12 protein-coding genes are annotated in these 16798 nt (G+C 49.2%); 6 read left to right on the top strand and 6 right to left on the bottom strand.

What is annotated here, in order from left to right; all coding sequences use genetic code 11:
- Positions 1-6: 6 nt before the first annotated feature.
- The 4 genes from rbfA to AC1W8Y_RS05090 all read left to right on the top strand — a co-directional run bounded on the left by rbfA (position 7) and on the right by AC1W8Y_RS05090 (position 3515).
- Positions 7-408 (top strand): 30S ribosome-binding factor RbfA, encoded by a 402-nt coding sequence (gene rbfA / locus AC1W8Y_RS05105; protein ID WP_482013395.1) that lies wholly within the window; start codon positions 7-9, stop codon positions 406-408.
- Between the two features lie 29 nt (positions 409-437).
- Positions 438-1193, top strand: coding sequence for a tRNA pseudouridine(55) synthase TruB (gene truB, locus AC1W8Y_RS05100; RefSeq protein ID WP_482013394.1), 756 nt, complete (start codon positions 438-440; stop codon positions 1191-1193).
- Positions 1194-1202: 9 nt separating this feature from the next.
- Complete coding sequence (gene typA / locus AC1W8Y_RS05095; protein WP_482013393.1) at positions 1203-3023, top strand: translational GTPase TypA; 1821 nt, start codon at positions 1203-1205, stop codon at positions 3021-3023.
- 87 nt (positions 3024-3110) lie between these two features.
- Positions 3111-3515 carry a DoxX family protein gene (locus tag AC1W8Y_RS05090; protein WP_482013392.1) on the top strand — a complete coding sequence of 135 codons (405 nt, stop codon included), beginning with the start codon at positions 3111-3113 and terminating at the stop codon, positions 3513-3515.
- A gap of 95 nt (positions 3516-3610) precedes the next feature.
- Here the strand turns inward: AC1W8Y_RS05090 and AC1W8Y_RS05085 are convergent, their stop codons facing one another.
- From AC1W8Y_RS05085 to AC1W8Y_RS05070, 4 genes are all read right to left on the bottom strand, one after another.
- Positions 3611-5722, bottom strand: coding sequence for an O-linked N-acetylglucosamine transferase, SPINDLY family protein (locus AC1W8Y_RS05085; RefSeq protein ID WP_482013391.1), 2112 nt, complete (start codon positions 5720-5722; stop codon positions 3611-3613).
- A gap of 22 nt (positions 5723-5744) precedes the next feature.
- Positions 5745-8378: a tetratricopeptide repeat protein gene (locus AC1W8Y_RS05080; protein WP_482013390.1), complete on the bottom strand. Its 2634-nt coding sequence runs from the start codon at positions 8376-8378 to the stop codon at positions 5745-5747.
- Positions 8379-8442: 64 nt separating this feature from the next.
- A complete protein-coding gene (locus AC1W8Y_RS05075) occupies positions 8443-10548 on the bottom strand; it encodes an O-linked N-acetylglucosamine transferase, SPINDLY family protein (protein ID WP_482013389.1) in 2106 nt (701 codons plus the stop codon).
- A 7-nt stretch (positions 10549-10555) separates the two neighbouring features.
- Positions 10556-11215: an LOG family protein gene (locus AC1W8Y_RS05070; RefSeq protein WP_482013388.1), complete on the bottom strand. Its 660-nt coding sequence runs from the start codon at positions 11213-11215 to the stop codon at positions 10556-10558.
- Between AC1W8Y_RS05070 and polA the strand changes: the two genes are divergently transcribed.
- Positions 11214-13934, top strand: a complete 2721-nt coding sequence (polA, locus tag AC1W8Y_RS05065; protein WP_482013387.1) for a DNA polymerase I — start codon at positions 11214-11216, stop codon at positions 13932-13934. The two genes, AC1W8Y_RS05070 and polA, sit on opposite strands and share 2 nt — an antisense overlap.
- Complete coding sequence (locus AC1W8Y_RS05060; protein WP_482013386.1) at positions 13934-14704, top strand: ZIP family metal transporter; 771 nt, start codon at positions 13934-13936, stop codon at positions 14702-14704. Before polA ends, AC1W8Y_RS05060 begins: the two co-directional genes overlap by 1 nt.
- Here the strand turns inward: AC1W8Y_RS05060 and htpX are convergent.
- Both htpX and AC1W8Y_RS05050 read right to left on the bottom strand, forming a co-directional pair.
- Positions 14701-15582 (bottom strand): protease HtpX, encoded by an 882-nt coding sequence (htpX, locus tag AC1W8Y_RS05055; RefSeq protein WP_482013385.1) that lies wholly within the window; start codon positions 15580-15582, stop codon positions 14701-14703. The genes AC1W8Y_RS05060 and htpX overlap by 4 nt on opposite strands.
- On the bottom strand, positions 15579-16724 hold the full coding sequence (locus AC1W8Y_RS05050) for an aromatic ring-hydroxylating oxygenase subunit alpha (RefSeq protein WP_482013505.1): 1146 nt from the start codon (positions 16722-16724) through the stop codon (positions 15579-15581). Before AC1W8Y_RS05050 ends, htpX begins: the two co-directional genes overlap by 4 nt.
- Between the last annotated feature and the right edge of the window lie 74 nt (positions 16725-16798).

Genomic DNA, 16798 nt, shown 5'->3' with positions numbered 1-16798 from the left:
CCTCTGATGAATCGACACAAACAGAAATCCATCCCAGGTCGAAATATTCGGCTGGCAGATCAGATCCAGAAGGATCTAGCGTTGATTATTCAACGAGAGATTGATATGTCTCGTGCGGGGCTGATTACCTTGTCCGCCGTTGAACTGACGGCTGATTATGCTCATGCAAAAGTTTACTTTACGGTGCTAGGGGCAGAGCCCGAGCAAGCGGCGACCTTACTTAACGAGAAGGCGGGTTGGTTGCATTCGCAGTTGTTCAAGCTCTTACATATTCACACGGTACCGACGCTGCGATTTTTTCACGATCCGCAATTGAAACGCGGGATTGAAATGTCCAAACTGATTGACCAAGCGAACGAGCCTGGTCAGTACGCTGGCGTGGCAGACGAACCTGAAGACAAGCCCTGAGGCTGTCGTCTTAAATTTGGATATTGAAGATGGCAAAGCAACGACGCGGGCGTGTGCTCGACGGGGTCTTGTTGCTTGATAAGCCGGTAGGTTTATCAAGTAATCATGCGTTACAGAGGGCGAAACGAGCGCTTGACGCACAGAAAGCGGGCCATACGGGTACGTTAGATCCGTTTGCGACTGGCTTGCTGATCTGCTGTTTGGGTCGGGCGACCAAGATTTCTGGTGCGATGCTCAACGCGGATAAGACCTATTTGGCAACGCTGGCTTTTGGTCAGGAGACAGACTCTGGTGATTTGACAGGGGTTGTGCTTGAGCAAGCTGGCGATGATTTTGAAGGCGTGTCTGAAGATGATTTGCGCGCAGTATTGAAGTCGTTTGTGGGGACGCAATTGCAGATTCCACCGATGATTTCGGCACTGAAGCGAGACGGTAAACCGCTGTATGAGTATGCGCGACAAGGCATTGTTCTTGAGCGTGAGCCCAGAGAAATTACGATTCGTCATATTGATCTGGTATCTTCCGGTCCCAAGCATGCGGTCATTGAGGTAGCTTGTACGAAAGGTACCTATATCCGAACGCTGGCGCAGGATATCGGTCGCAAGTTAGGTTGTTTCGGTCATTTGTCTGCATTAAGAAGGACTCGGGTGGGGCCTTTCTCACTGGATCAAGCGGTTGAACTTGAGCCGTTGCAGACGATGTCAGAGCCCGAAAAGATGTTGTTAGCACTGAATGATTTACCCGAAGGCTTGTTGCCTTCGGCCAAGAACGCAGTTACTACTTAAAGGATATGTATGTCACGCGCATTGCGTAACGTTGCCATTATTGCTCACGTTGACCACGGCAAAACCACATTGGTCGACCAGTTGCTCCGTCAATCGGGCACCTTCCGTTCAAACGAAAAAATGACTGAACGCGTGATGGATTCCAACGATCTTGAAAAAGAGCGTGGCATCACGATTTTGTCCAAAAACTGCGCGGTCGAGTATGACGGCACCCATATCAATATCGTTGATACGCCCGGTCACGCCGATTTCGGCGGAGAAGTAGAGCGTGTGTTATCCATGGTTGACGGTGTGTTGCTGCTTGTTGACGCGGTAGAAGGCCCTATGCCTCAGACCCGCTTCGTCACCAAAAAAGCGTTAGCGCTTGGGTTGAAGCCCATTGTGGTGGTCAATAAAGTCGATCGCCCAGGCGCTCGCTGTGACTTTGTCATTAATGCAACCTTTGAGTTGTTTGACAAACTAGGGGCGACCGAAGAGCAGCTCGATTTCCCGGTCGTGTTTGCTTCAGGGCTCAACGGCTTTGCCGGTTTAAATGAAGATGTCCGTGACGGTGATATGCGGCCACTGTTCGACGCCATTCTTGAACATGTACCGATGCGTGATGACGATCCCAATGCACCTTTGCAGTTGCAAATTTCGTCAATTGACTACAGCACCTATGTGGGCAAAATTGGCATTGGGCGTATTCGTCGTGGCCGAATCAAATCTGGTATGGAAGTCGTCTGTATTGATGGCCCGGGCGGTGTGCCGTTCAAAGGCCGTATTAACCAAGTGCTCAAGTTCAAAGGGCTAGAGCGAGAGATCGTTGACGAGGCGATTGCTGGTGATATCGTGTTGGTTAACGGTATTGAGGATATCGGGATCAGCACGACCATCTGTTCAACGGATACGCCCGATCCATTGCCCTTGCTGAAGATTGACGAGCCTACCTTGACGATGAACTTCATGGTCAATACCAGTCCGTTGGCAGGACGAGAGGGCAAGTACATCACGAGTCGTCAGATTCGCGAACGCCTTGATCGCGAATTAAAGTCGAACATGGCTTTGCGTGTCAGAGATACTGACGACGATACGGTGTTTGAGGTGTCGGGTCGCGGCGAGTTGCACTTGACGATTTTGGTTGAGACCATGCGCCGCGAAGGGTACGAGCTTGCCGTATCTCGTCCTCGCGTTGTGTTTGGTGAAGAAAATGGCGAGAAGACAGAGCCGTATGAAAATTTGAGTATCGACCTTGAAGATAACACGCAAGGTTCTGTCATGGAAGAACTCGGTCGACGCAAGGCTGAGTTGCTCGATATGGTCAGTGATGGGCGTGGTCGTACTCGTCTTGAGTACCGTGTGCCAGCGCGCGGCCTGATCGGCTTTCACGGTGATTTCATGACCATGACGCGTGGTAACGGTCTCATGAGTCATACGTTTGATACCTACGGTCCTGTGAAAGATGGTCTGTTGGGCGAACGTCGCAATGGCGTATTGATCAGTCAGGATGATGGTGAGGCCGTTGCATACGCCATCTGGAAGCTGCAAGATCGTGGTCGCATGTTCGTGTCACATGGCGACCCTGTCTATGAAGGTATGATCATTGGTATTCATAGTCGTGACAACGATTTGGTTGTTAACCCGATCAAGGGTAAACAGTTGACCAACGTTCGTGCGTCCGGTACGGATGAAGCGGTTCGTCTGGTACCACCCGTTGAGTTGAATCTCGAGTATGCAGTCGAGTTCATTGATGATGACGAATTGGTCGAGGTCACGCCCAAGAGTATTCGTTTACGTAAACGATACTTGGCAGAGCATGAGCGTAAAAAGATGTCGCGTAGCAGTTCATAAGCGCGCCCCCGGTCACCTTGGCCGCCAGTACGTCAAGGTGATTGGTTGCTGAGGTGTTGGATTGCTTATCGTACCAAGGAAAATAAAATGAAAAACTACCAAAACTCTCTGAACCTGCTGGGTCGCCTATTGATCAGTGCACTGTTTTTACCAGCGGGTGTGTCTAAACTACTCGGTTTCGCTGGCACAGTAGGCTACTTTAATTCTCTTGGCATCCCTGCCGCGAACGTAGCGGTCGCCGTCGCGATTGTGGTCGAGGTGCTGGGTGGCCTGGCGCTCATCGTGGGCTTTCAAACCAGACTCGTTGCGATCGGCATGGCGGTGTTTACCCTCTTTGCCTCGATTACTGGTCATGCCTTTTGGGCGGTGCCTGCTGACCAAGTATTTGTCACTCAGCTCTTGTTTTTCAAGAACATCGCCGTGATTGGCGGTCTGCTCGCTCTTGCTTCTGCGGGTGCTGGCAAATTCAGTGTGGACGGTCGTCAGTCGTAATCTGGCTGGGGGCAACGCCCTCGCTAGATCGAGTTATCCAGCAGTTTGCTGAGTAAATCCCTGAGTAATGAGATGAATTGAGACCATTTGTGGTTTCATGTCATCCGTGATGGGGTGACATAGAGGTGATCCGGCACGACCTTATCGTGATAACGAGACAACACCTCTTGATAGGCTTGCTCGAGGTAATTCGTGAAGCGAGGGGTATCAAACAGCAAACAGGTCAATCGATTATTGACCAGTGTTTGTTTGATGGCGCGCAGTTTCTCAGGCCGGTGCGCCAGTTCAATGGCTCTCGATTCGTACTCAGTTCTGGTCGCGGTAATCAACGCTGGCAAATCTATTGCGTTGAGCAAACTAGCTGCGACTCGGCTGGCGAATGAGTTTCCCATCAGCGTGAGAACAGGCAAACCTGCCCACAGGGCATCACTTGCTGTCGTTCCTGCGTTGTAGGGCCAGGTATCCAAAAATAAATCACAAGCTTGATATCGTGCAAGATAGACATCTCGGTTGAGTCGTCCGCCAAAAATCAATCGATTGGGATCCACCCCCATTGCTTGCGCTGTCTTTTTTAAATTGACTTCAACCCACGGGTTGTCTGCCAATAAGAACAAAACACTTCCTTCAACGGCAGCTAATATTTTTAGCCAGCTCTTGAAAACGTAAGGTGTAATTTTGTAGTTGTTGTTGAAACAGCAGAAGACGAATGCCTCGTCGGGCAATGTCCAATCAGACCTCGTATACCGTTCGGACGAAATGATTCGCTGACGATCGTTGCTTTGGTAGCTCGGTAAGTAGATTATTTTTTCTGAATAATGCTGTTGAGCTTCTGCAGGGATAATGGTCTGATCGGCAATGAGGTAGTCGTAGTAAGGTGAACCCATGGTGCCGAGATAACCGAGGTAGCTCATCTGGATCGGAGCTACTCGGTAAGCAAAAATGCCTGTCCGACTACTATCCGTAAACCCACCCAAATCAATGGCAATATCAATGTCTAACGCTCTGGCTAACGTTGCTATGTCTTCATCAGATTTTTGATCTACATAGTAAAAGTGATCGAAGGCTTTTTTGATTCGCTCGTGCATTTGACCAGATTGATTAATGCCAAACGAAAATGCAAAAGTTTCGAACTTTTCTTTGTTGTGAGTTTCAAAGAGTTCGGCCGCTAAATAGGCAACTGGGTGTTCTCCAAAATCAGCCGAGAAATACGCGATTTTTATTCTTTCCTTCGAGAACTTTTGAGTAATTACACCCAATGATGGATTGGCTGGGTAGTCGTGCTCAACGACGACTTCAGTTGCGATTTTTTGAATTGACGGATCGTCTGTGATTGCAAGCAGTGCAAATAAGAGTGTCGTTGGCTCTCTGCTTTTTACTCTATTAAGTATCTGCTCAATCGCTTCATCATAGTCATCCCACAGACACATGGAAAGTTTGATGAACTGCATCGCCTCCAGCATGTGTTGTCGTTGAGTATCAGTGCTGTAAGCTTGTTGGTAGCTCGCAAGCGCCTCATCTAGACGCTTTAAATCCTTCAAGGCATTCGCTCGATTGTTGTGCGCATCCGTGAAGTTTGGATATAAGGCGATTGCAGTGTCATAGCTCTCAATGGCTTGCTCGTGGCGACCGAGCGCTCTAAGTGTCGCCCCTCGATTTGACCAAGCTTCAATGTATTGCGGATTAATCGAGAGGGCGGCATCGTAGTGTCTGAGTGCTTCTTCTAAACCTCGACGCGAATAGAGGATATCGCCGAGTTCTTTGAGTGACTTTGCGTCTTGCGGATTTAGGATGATGGCCCGCTGGTAATCAGCTAACGCCTCGGTTGATCGTTGCAAACTGTTGAATACTTGAGCGCGATTACGATGCGCTTCTGCATATGCTGGGTCAAGGGCAATGGCACGATTGAAGTGTTCAAGCGCAAACTCTAATTGTTGCGTTTGAGCATGCGCAAACCCGAGATTGTTATGCGCCGGGGCAAAGTACGGGTTGAGCAAAACGGCAGTATTCAACAGGGTTATAGCGTTCTCGTAATCTCCTCTTTGTATCTTGAGCGCACCTGATAGTTGTAATGCATCAAAATTGTCCGGTTGAACAGATAGAATTTGATCATAGGCATCCTGTGCCTGTTCGATCCAGCCTTGTTGATGCAATTCAAGGCCTTGCTTGAGTAGATCTGTGATCCGCAAGCGGTCGTGAGAAGATTGCATCAATAGTTACTCGAACGCCAAGTCAATGGTGGAGGCAAGCATTTTCCAAAAAGTCCTCAAGTGCTCTGATAGGTTCTAGATCGTTATACAAAACTTCACGATGTTCTTTCATTGTCTTTCTAACGCTGAAGGCATAGTCTGGATCTAAAATCAGCTTCAGCACGAGATTCACATAATCATCGTCGCTTTTCGCAATTAACTGCGGTAGCCCAAGTCGCTTTAATAATCCGCTTGCCAAGCGTCCTCTCAAAAACTTGCCCTCACGTGTCACGATGGGCAGTTCGCATTCAATTGCCTGTGCAGCTGTGTTAAATCCAGAAAAGCCGATGGTGTCAAGATATACATCTGCGAGGCGCATCAGGCTGTAAAAATATGCTTTTGGTTGCCAAGGTAAAAAGACACAATAATCATCACTGTTCAAGCCAGAGGCCAAAAATTGAGCAGCAAGCCTGGCTTTGAAAAGCTTAGAAAGTTGCTGACCGTCTGGCATAAAGAATATGAATTGGCACCGCCCCAAACGGGTCGCAATGTCGACAAAAATACGATCATGTTGCGGTTGATATTTGAATGGCACGCCAGGACAGATCAGCAGCGGTTGATTTTTCTGAATGTTGAAATTGACTAAATCGATCTCGACGTCCGTCACTTGATCCAATTGGTAACAGCACCCTAGATTGGGTAGCTTAATCAGCTTCTCCGTATAGTATTGTTGAGCATTTTCGGGTTCCAGTAGCTCGGCAGACAAGTAGTAATCCATGGTTGGTAAACCAGTGGTTTCAGGATGACCCCAAGAGGCAATTTGCACGGACGCCAATCTAAGGCTAGCCAATTTGGCGGTCAATGGATCCATGCCTATTTCAGGGTAGAGTAAGACGTCAGGCTGAACGTCAAGAATGCGTTGCACAGAAGCGCTTAAATCATTATCAAGCGTCACAAAGTCCTTTGCCTTGGATTTTGCGTATTCTGTTTCGAGATCAACGTGATTAGCCGTATAAAAAATACATACTTCAACCCGATCACGATCAATGTATTCGATCCATCCACGAGTGAGCGCGTCCCATACTGAGTGTTGATGGATATGTTTAGAGACAATGCCCAATTTAATTGGACGATTACTTCCTTTGAATGCAGAAGGAGACACATTGTTTTGATACCAATGACTCATCAGTTCGCAGCACAGTTCGCCATATTTTTTCAGAATTTCCTTATTATTTTCCTCTTGGTAGGCAAGGTAAAAAGGCTGTGCTGACCCGACTGCACGATGCCCATCTTCCATATGGTGTTCGGCGAACCATTGCGTTAACTCATTAATCTCTTGTTGAAAAAGTTCGCGGCACAACTGCGTATGAGCGGGCTGACGTTGAATGATTGGCAAAATAGCAATTGAGCGAACCCATCGCGCCTCGACGTAAGTTGGTGTTATTTCGATTGCCCGTGTATAGCTTTCACGAGACTCCTCCAATCTGCCCAAACCACCCAGCACGTTCGCCCGATTGAAATGCGCTCCGGCAGAAGTTGGTGAGTTACTGATGGCTTTATCGTAACTTTCGAGTGCTTCTTCTAAGCGCTTGAGGTCTTTCAACAGGTTGCCACGATTGAAGTATGCCTCTCCGAAATTCGGGTCTAATTCAATCGCTTGGTCATAGCTAGCAAGCGCTAGATGCAATCGGTTTAGGCTGTACAAAACATTGGCGCGATTTTGATGGGCTTTGGCGTCGTTGCAATCAAAATGGATCGCTAGGTCGTAGCTTTCCAGTGCTTCGTCTAAGCGATTAAGTTCTTGTAATGCACATGCTCGATTGAAGTGAGCTTTGGCGCAGTTTGGGTCTAACGCGATGGCAAGGTCATAAAACTCAATTGCGTCGCTGAATTGATGCAGCTTGCAAAGGGTGCTTCCAAGATTGTTGTAGGCGTCTGGCATGTCGGGCTTTATGGCGATTACCCGCTTAAAACACGCGACAGCCTCATCCAATCTTCCTATTTCTATCAAGGTAATCCCTTGATCGTTCAATGCGTCAGAGGATCTTGGATCTACAGAAAGTGCTTGTTCATAACTGACCAGCGCCTCCTGGTATCGACCGATGATATGCAAAACATTGCCGCGGTTGATCAAGGCGAAAATATAATTTGGATTAATGCCAATGGCAGCACTGAAACTGGACAATGCTTCATCGAAACGTTCAAGTGCTTTTAGCGTATTGCCACGATTGTTGTGTGCGTCCGTGAAGGTTGGATTGATCAAAATAGCTTGATCAAAATGCAAGAGAGCCTCATCCAATCGATTTAAATTTTTTAATAGCACCCCGTAGTTGTTATGCGCTTGCGCATAATTTGGTTCTAAGGCGATGGCTATTTCATAGTTTTTCAAGGCCTCATCGATCATCCCCAGATTTGCGCGAGACATGCCAAGGTTGTAGTGAACCACTGGGGCCGTGGCTTGTATTGCTAGCGCCTGCGACAAGAGATCTATGGCGAGTGCATAGTCTGCTTCTTGGCACGCCATTGCGCCTAAAAGTTGTAGCGCGTCGAAATGGTTTGGATCGACGTTGAGGACTTGTTGGTAACAGGCCTTTGCTTCTAGCAGTTTCCCCTGTTGATGGTTAGAAAACCCTTGCGATATAAGGTAGTCAACATCAGTCTGTTTGGGATGAATCATCTTTGTTGTTACTTCAATTTCGATTGAAGATCAGAAGTCTTGCGGTTATGTGTCAAGTAGGGAATCAGTCGAGACTGATGTGAATGTCTTGAGGTTTCAATCCTAAACAATGTCTACTCATCATTTCAATGTACGCTTGCTCAAGCGCGCTAGTGAAGCGACCAGTGTCGAATAAAGGGGTGTTTAACCTGTTATCCACAAGCCTATTTTTCATCATTTTCAGCAATTGGGGGTTAGTCGCCAATTCGATGGCAAGTGCTTCAAATTCACCACGGGTCTGCGTGATTAACTCTGGCAGGCCGATAGCAGTTAGCAAGCTTGCCGCAACCCTACTGGCAAACGACTGCCCTGCCAATGTCAGCACCGGCAGTCCAGCCCAAAGTGCGTCACTCGCTGTTGTGTGAGCGTTATACGGCAAGGTATCAATGAAAAGATCTGCGACATGATGACGAGCGAGATGGTCGGAATGTGATAGTTTTTGAGCAAATACGAGTCTGTCCTTTGATACTCCCCTGAGTTGGGCCTCGAGGAGCAGATTTCCCTTAGCCATGGGGTTATCTTCAAACAACCAGAGAACGCTGTTGGGCACCGCTAATAGGATGCGCATCCAGCTATCAAAAGTTGTCGGCTGTATTTTAAAATTATTGTTGAAACAGCAAAATACAAATCCGTCTTCAGGTAAGCCCAACGCTCGTCGTGTCAATGGTTTGTCGGGCATCATTCGCTTTCGGTCATTACACTGATAACTATCCGGCAGATAAACAATTTTTTCGGAATAAAAAGCCGAACTTTCTGAAGAGATCAACACGTTATCTGCGACGATGTAATCGATGTAATTTACCCCCATTGTCCCCGGGTATCCCAAATAATTGACCTGTATTGGTGCTGCCCGATGAGCAAAGATACCTGTTCGACGGCCCGCCGCATATCCATTGAGATCAACTGCAATATCGATCCCGATTTCTCTGCTTAATGCTGCGACCGATCGATCAGAAAGATGTCGTACATCAATGAATTCGTCGAATGCACTGGTAAGTCGGGTGCGCATTTCATCTTGAGCGTCTCTCCCCAACGAGATTGCGATGATATCGAACTTATCTCTATCGTGACTTTCGATTAAATCCGCAATTAAATACGAAGTGGCATGCCGATGGAAATCAGCTGAGTAATAGCCAATACGAATCTTGTCTTTATTGTGCCGTAGACCAATTTCACCAAGTGAGCTGTTGGGAGGGAAGTGTGCTTGAGCAAAAGTCGCTGCACAGCGTTGCTGCGCCGCAGGATTGTCCTCAAACGCGAGAAACGGGAATGGCGGACAGGATGTTTCGTGGTTGGCAATCTGTCGACAGAGCATTTCTTTTTGAACCTCGAAGCTACCCCAGTCGCAAGTTGCCATCTTGGTGTATTGCAGCATTCCCCCTAAAAACGGAGTTTTTGGGTTGATATCAAACGCCTTTTCGTAATCCGACTTTGCCAAGTCGAGACGTTTCAGTCTGAACAGTAAGTTGCCACGATTGTTGTAAAAGTCGGCCCGATCAGGTTTGAGGGAAATTGCTTCGTTGTAGCTGCTTAATGCGCGTTCTAAATCATCGTTTGCACAGAGTGCGTTCGCATAGTTATAGAGCACCTCGGCCAACGATGGATTGATGGCTAAAGCGATTTCATAACTCTTTAATGACGCCTTGATTTGATGCAGTTCAAACAGAGCGTTGGCTTGATGAAAATGCGAAACGGCCGAAGCTGGATCGAGATCCACCAATCGATTTGCCATCTCTAAGGCGTATTCAAACTGTGTCGTTAAACATAAGCAGACGATCAATTTTTCAAGTGCAAGTACATAATCTTTTTGCAGGTTGATCGCCTTTTCATAGCTCGTGATAGCTTCTGCAAAGAACCCCAACGCTTCAAATACTTGGCCATGATTGAAATGCACAACAGGGTTTTGATGATCAATCGCCACAGCGCGCGACAGGTAGTTAAGCGCAGGCAAGTGAAGTTTTTTTTCTAGCAGGACTGCGCCCATCAGTTGTAGCGCATCAAAGTGATTTGGATCTGCAGCAAGAATTTGTTCATAGCCAGCCTGAGCTTGCTCTAACTGCCCCTGTCGATGCAATGCAAAGCTGTTGATAAGAAGCTGATGGATGTCGATAGCGTTTGCGCGGCTACTCATGACAATGTTACCCGTTACGGTGGACGCTACCGTTGAGCGTTTTTTTAAGGGCATTGATGATCACAACGGGGTCATCCTCAAGGGTGAACAACTCAGGATTACAGGCATCGACCAAGCCCTGAGCCAGCAACTGCTCTCGCATCCAAGTGACCAGACCTCCCCAGAAATCGCTACCAACCAAAATAACCGGGCAGGGCGTCATACGCTTCGTTTGAATGAGCGTTAAACATTCGAACAACTCATCCAAGGTGCCAAAGCCGCCAGGCAACACAATATAAGCTGCACTGTGCTGAAAAAATGTGGATTTTCTCGATAAAAAGTGAGCAAAGTCCAATTGCGTTGAGAGGTAGGTATTCGGGGTCGCTTCTTGCACGACTTTGATATGCAGTCCAACACTTTTGCCGCCCGCCTCGTAGGCCCCTTTATTGGCGGCCTCCATGATCCCCGGCCCACCACCCGCGATCACGGCAAACCCTGCTTGAGCTAACAAACGGCCCAGTTCCAGACTCAGCGCATAGTAGGGGGAAGATGGTTCAATACGGGCACTACCGAATACACTGACGGCTACCCCAATGTCTGCAAGCGTTTCTGCAGCCTTGATCATCTCTGACATAATTTGGGTTGATCGCTCAATTTCGGGCGCGACCGACTGCTGATGAATACCCATGAAAAAAACCTTGTTACTGGTGGATGGATCGAGTTACTTATACCGCGCTTTCCATGCCATGCCTGACCTGAGAAACGCCAAAGGCGAACCGACGGGGGCTATTTATGGCGTCCTGAACATGATGCGCAACCTGGTAGAAGAATATCAGGCGAATTATGCCGTATGTGTCTTTGACGCCAAAGGTAAAACTTTTCGGGATGATATCTATCCAGAATACAAGGCACATCGTCCCTCCATGCCTGAAGATCTTGCCCTTCAAATCGAACCTATCCATCGCGCCATCAGAGCGATGGGCTGGACGGTTCTCAGTGTGCCTGGCGTTGAAGCGGATGACATTATCGGCACGCTCGCGTGCTGGGCGACGGCGCAGGACGTTCATTCAGTGATCTCGACAGGGGATAAAGACCTCGCCCAATTGGTGAACACCCATGTGACATTGGTGAACACGATGTCCAACGAGACGCTTGATCCGCAGGGTGTCTTGAATAAATTTGGTGTCCCCCCTAACCGGATTGTTGATTACCTCATGTTGATTGGTGATACGGTCGATAACGTGCCGGGCGTGCAAAAAGTAGGTCCCAAGACGGCCGTCAAATGGCTGCAAGAATTCGGGTCCATTGAGGCTTTGGTTGAGCAAGCTGAGAATATTAAGGGGGTTGCAGGGCAAAATCTACGCGATGCACTGTCCAACTTCACCCTCACCCGTGAACTGATTACTATCAAGACGGATTGTGATCTGCAACAAGACGTTAAAGACATTGCTGAACTGGCACCAAAGCCTCACGACAGTGCTGTGCTGCTCGATATTTATGAACGTTACGGTTTTCGCACCTGGTTGCGAGAAATCACGGGTGAGCCTCAGCGCACCCCCGCTCTCGATGCTCGGCAAGTGGTTGACGCAGAACGCCCAACCCCTCCAGCGGTTTTGTCGTACGAGACCGTCGTGGACTGGGATAGCTTTGATCGCTGGCTTGCTTTGGTAGAACAAGCTGACTGTGTGGCGATTGATACGGAAACCACGGCGCTTGATCCAATGACCGCGAAACTCGTTGGTATTTCACTCTCGGTGGTCACCGGGCAGGCGTGTTACATCCCTCTGGGGCATCGTGGGCCAGACGCCACACAGCAGCTGCCAAGGCAGGCGGTGCTAGAAAAAATGCGGGCGTGGCTGCAAGATCCCAGGCCGACTAAATTGCTGCACCACGCGAAATACGATTCTCACGTTTTTGCTAATGAAGGGGTTAATCTCCAGGGCGTTGCACATGACACGATGTTACAGGCCTACGTGCTCGAGTCACACAAAACCGTCGGTCTGGCTGATCTCGCGCAACGCTGGCTGGGCATCAAAGGCTTGTCATTTGAGGATCTGTGCGGCAAAGGGGCACATCAGATTTGCTTTGACGAGGTTGACATTGAGCGTGCGTCTCAATACGCCTGTGAGGATGTCGATTACACCCTTAGGTTGCATCAGTTGCTATATCCTAAGGTGATTCAAAACGCGGCGCTTAATGATATCTACGCCCTTGAGATCAAGGTGTCCAATGTCTTATTCAAAATCGAATGTACCGGGGTGAAAATTGACTCGGCCGAATTGGGTCGTCAGAGTCATACCCTCGGGCAAGAAATGTTGTCGCTTGAACAAAAAGCGTACGAGTTGGCGGGGCAGCCCTTTAACTTGAATTCGCCCAAACAATTAGGTGAGATTCTTTTTGGTCGGATGCAACTGCCCGTGGTGCGAAAAACCCCCCAAGGGGTGCCGTCAACAGACGAAGAGGTGTTGACTAAACTTGCTCAAGATTATCCTCTGCCGAAAGTGCTGCTCGAGTACCGAGGGATTGCAAAACTCAAATCAACGTATACCGATAAATTGCCCAAGATGGTCAATGCCGTCACAGGCAGGGTGCATACGCATTATGCTCAGGCAGCCGTTATTACCGGCCGCCTTGCGTCTTCCGAACCAAATCTCCAAAATATCCCGGTCAGGTCCGAAGCAGGGCGGCGCGTACGAGAGGCGTTTATTTCCTCAGATGGGATGCTGGTTTCGGCGGATTATTCCCAGATTGAATTGCGTGTGATGGCGCATGTGTCAAACGATGCGAATTTGCAGCGAGCGTTCGCAGCCGGCGAAGACATCCATAGGGCAACGGCCTCTGAAGTGTTTGGTGTAAGCCTATCAGACGTCTCTTCTGAACAGCGTCGCGCGGCTAAGGCAATTAATTTCGGTTTGATCTATGGGATGGGGGCATTTGGCTTAGCGAGTAACTTAGGGATTACACGCGATGCTGCTCAGGCCTACATTGACCGCTATTTCGCGCGTTATCCGGGGGTTGCGCAATATATGGCAGACACCCGAAGCCAAGCGCATGCCCAAGGGTTTGTTGAGACGGTTTTCGGCAGACGTCTATGGCTAGCGGACATCAAGGCGGCCGGTGCACGACGAGCTGGGGCTGAACGAGCGGCGATTAACGCGCCTATGCAAGGGACTGCGGCAGACCTGATTAAACTGGCGATGGTTGCGGTTCAGGATTGGCTGGAAGCCAAACAACTTCGTACCAAAATCATTATGCAGGTGCACGATGAGCTTGTGCTGGATACCCCTTTGCAGGAGCTTGATCTGGTTAAAGCAACCCTACCGACCTTAATGTGCGATGTCGCAACATTGAGAGTCCCCTTGGTGGCTGAGGTGGGTGTGGGTCATAACTGGGAGCAGGCACACTAATGACGCTGTTTTTGATCTTATTCGCCTCAACGATTGGGGGCCTGTGTGCCGTGGCCATCGCTTATTGGCTCAGCACCCGTGTCTTCGCCCAATATATTCACCACATGGTGAGTCTCTCGGTCGGTGTCCTCTTGGCTGTGGCCTTGCTGCATTTGTTGCCAGAGGCCTTCAGCCAAGGGATGAACCCGCGTATGCTTTTTAGTTGGATGTTGGCTTCGATTATCGGTTATTTTGTCCTTGAAAAAATTGCCTTGCTCAGACACAGTCATCACCACGAAGGTGATGGTCATCATCATCATCATGGCATGGATAGAAGCGTTGCGGGAAAAGGCGGTGTGCTTATCTTGATCGGAAGCTCGTTGCATAATTTGGTCGACGGCATCTTGATCGCTGCTGCCTGCTTGACTGATCCAACGCTGGGGGTACTTGCAGCAACTTCCATTATCTTGCACGAAGTACCGCACAAGCTAGGCGATTTCGTCGTTCTGACAAACGCTGGTTTGACACGTGAACGGGCGTTTTTATTGATTCTTTTTTCCAGCACCTGTTCAGCCCTGGGAGGGCTGTTCGGTTACTTGTTACTTGAACACGCGTTGAACACGTTGCCTTATCTGTTGATCGTGGCAGCAACAAGCTTTTTGTATATTTCGATCGCCGATCTGATCCCACAAATGCATGCCCGTGGTTCGCTCAAAGATGCCGTACCTCAATTGTTGTTGGTCGCCCTCGGGGTGGCGATCATTTATGCGACAACAGTCCTGATCGACTAGCCTAGTCGTAGGTCTTGAAGCGCTCGCACGCGAGCAGCGAGGGGGGGGTGAGAGGCGAGCAACGAAGTGATGCCTTTTTCGCCCGTGATCCCCGCTGCTTTAAAATTTTGCGGCAATTCGCCGGAAGTCAGGCTTGCTAAGCGAGCCAAAGCACGGATCATGGGTTCGCGCGAACTCAATAACTGGGCAGAGCCGGCATCAGCACGATATTCGCGATGGCGCGAAAACCAGGCCACAATCATGCTGGCGAGGATGCCGAACACAAGCTCGCAAACAAACTGTGTCACATAAAAACCAATCCCGACGCCGCGCTCGGTTTTGAACAGAACCCGATCCACAAAATAACCAACAAGTCTGGCAAGCAACACCACAAACGTGTTGACCACCCCCTGTATCAGCGTCAAGGTCACCATATCGCCGTTAGCAATATGTGCAACTTCGTGGGCCAAAACGGCAGTGATTTCCTCTTCGGTCATCGTCTCCAGCAAACCCGTCGAAACAGCCACTAACGAGTCGTTCTTGAACGCACCTGTCGCAAAGGCATTGGGTGCGCCGTCGTAAATGCCAACCTCGGGGCGACCAATACCGGCTCGGTCAGCTAATTGATACACCGTGTCCAACAACCACGCCTGTCTCGAATCAGCAGGTCTCTGTGGATCGATCATGACTGCACCCGTACTGGATTTTGCTAGCCATTTGCTCATTAAAAGCGACATGAATGCGCCGCCGAAACCGATGACCCCAGAAAAAATAACGAGCGAAGTGATGTCCAGGCCTTGAGAGGTCAGGAAACGGTTGACCCCAAGTATGTTTAACGTCACGTTCAAAACCAGCATCACGGCGAGGTTAGTGATCAGAAAAAGAAAGACTCGTTTCACAGATTCTCCATCTTGCTGCGATACCATTCATGAAAGTGTTGCATGCCGTCTTCCATGGGCGACTGGTAGGGGCCTACTTCAGAAATGCCGCGGTTCAACAAAGCTTTTCTGCCGGCGTCCATACGTTCAGCAATTTCGTCGTCTTCCACGGCGGTTTCCAGATAAGCCTCGCGTTGTGCTTCGACAAACTCACGCTCGAACAAGGCGATTTCTTCTGGATAATAGAACTCGACAATGTTGACCGTTTCTTGCGGTGATTTAGGATAGAGCGTCGACAACACCAGGACATGAGGGTATAGCTCAATCATGTGTGTCGGAAAATACGTCACCCAAACTGCCCCAAAGTCAGGGGCCTGCCCGCGTCGAAAATCCATCAGCTTTTCGTGCCATACTTTGTAGGCGGGGGATCCGGGCTGGGCCAGTGCTTGGTGAATCCCCACTTTTTGCAAACTGTGGCTTTTGTTGAACTCCCAGGATAAGTCATCGCAGGTCACAAAATGACCGAGCCCCGGATGGAAAGGGGCAACGTGATAATCCTCTAGATAGACCTCAATGAAGGTCTTCCAGTTGTAGTTGCATTGATGCACTTCCACATGGTCTAAGACGTAGTCTGAGAAATCAAACTCTGGTCGTTTGAACAAGTGACCAATGTCCGCGTGAGCATTGCCTGGCCCCTCAAATAGCAAGCCATGGACGTTTTGTAACGGAAATTTTTGCAGATTCAGGCAAGGTTTCTCTTCAAATTGCGGTGCACCGAGCAATTGGCCTTGCTTGTCGTAAGTCCAGCGGTGTAAGGGGCAAACGATATTGCCGCCATTGTGGCTTAAGCTGCCACGCACATTTTCTTCGCCCGCGACGTTGCCAGGCTGCCCCCCCAGCATGAGCGCTTGCCGATGGCGGCAAACGTTCGACAGCAATTCGACTGTGTTTGCGCCGCGTACTAACACTCTGCCGTTGTTCTCTTGCGTCAGGCAGCGCCAGTCACCCGGTTCGGGTACCGATTTCTCGTGCCCGACGTAAATCGGCGACTGATGGAAAATACTTTGTTGCTCTCGCAAAAACAGCGCAGTGTCAAAGTAAGTGCTGACAGGCAACTGAGTGCGTGCTGGCGTCAAATGCGCCATCCGACCAATGTCGGTCATGATTCCCCCCGCAAAGATAAAAAATGCCAGAACGGGCAACCCGCACTGGCGCGAAGAAAAATCGGATAGGCCGA

The sequence above is a fragment of the Jezberella sp. genome (assembly GCF_964834465.1).
This window is presented reverse-complemented; position numbering and strand designations above follow the sequence as displayed.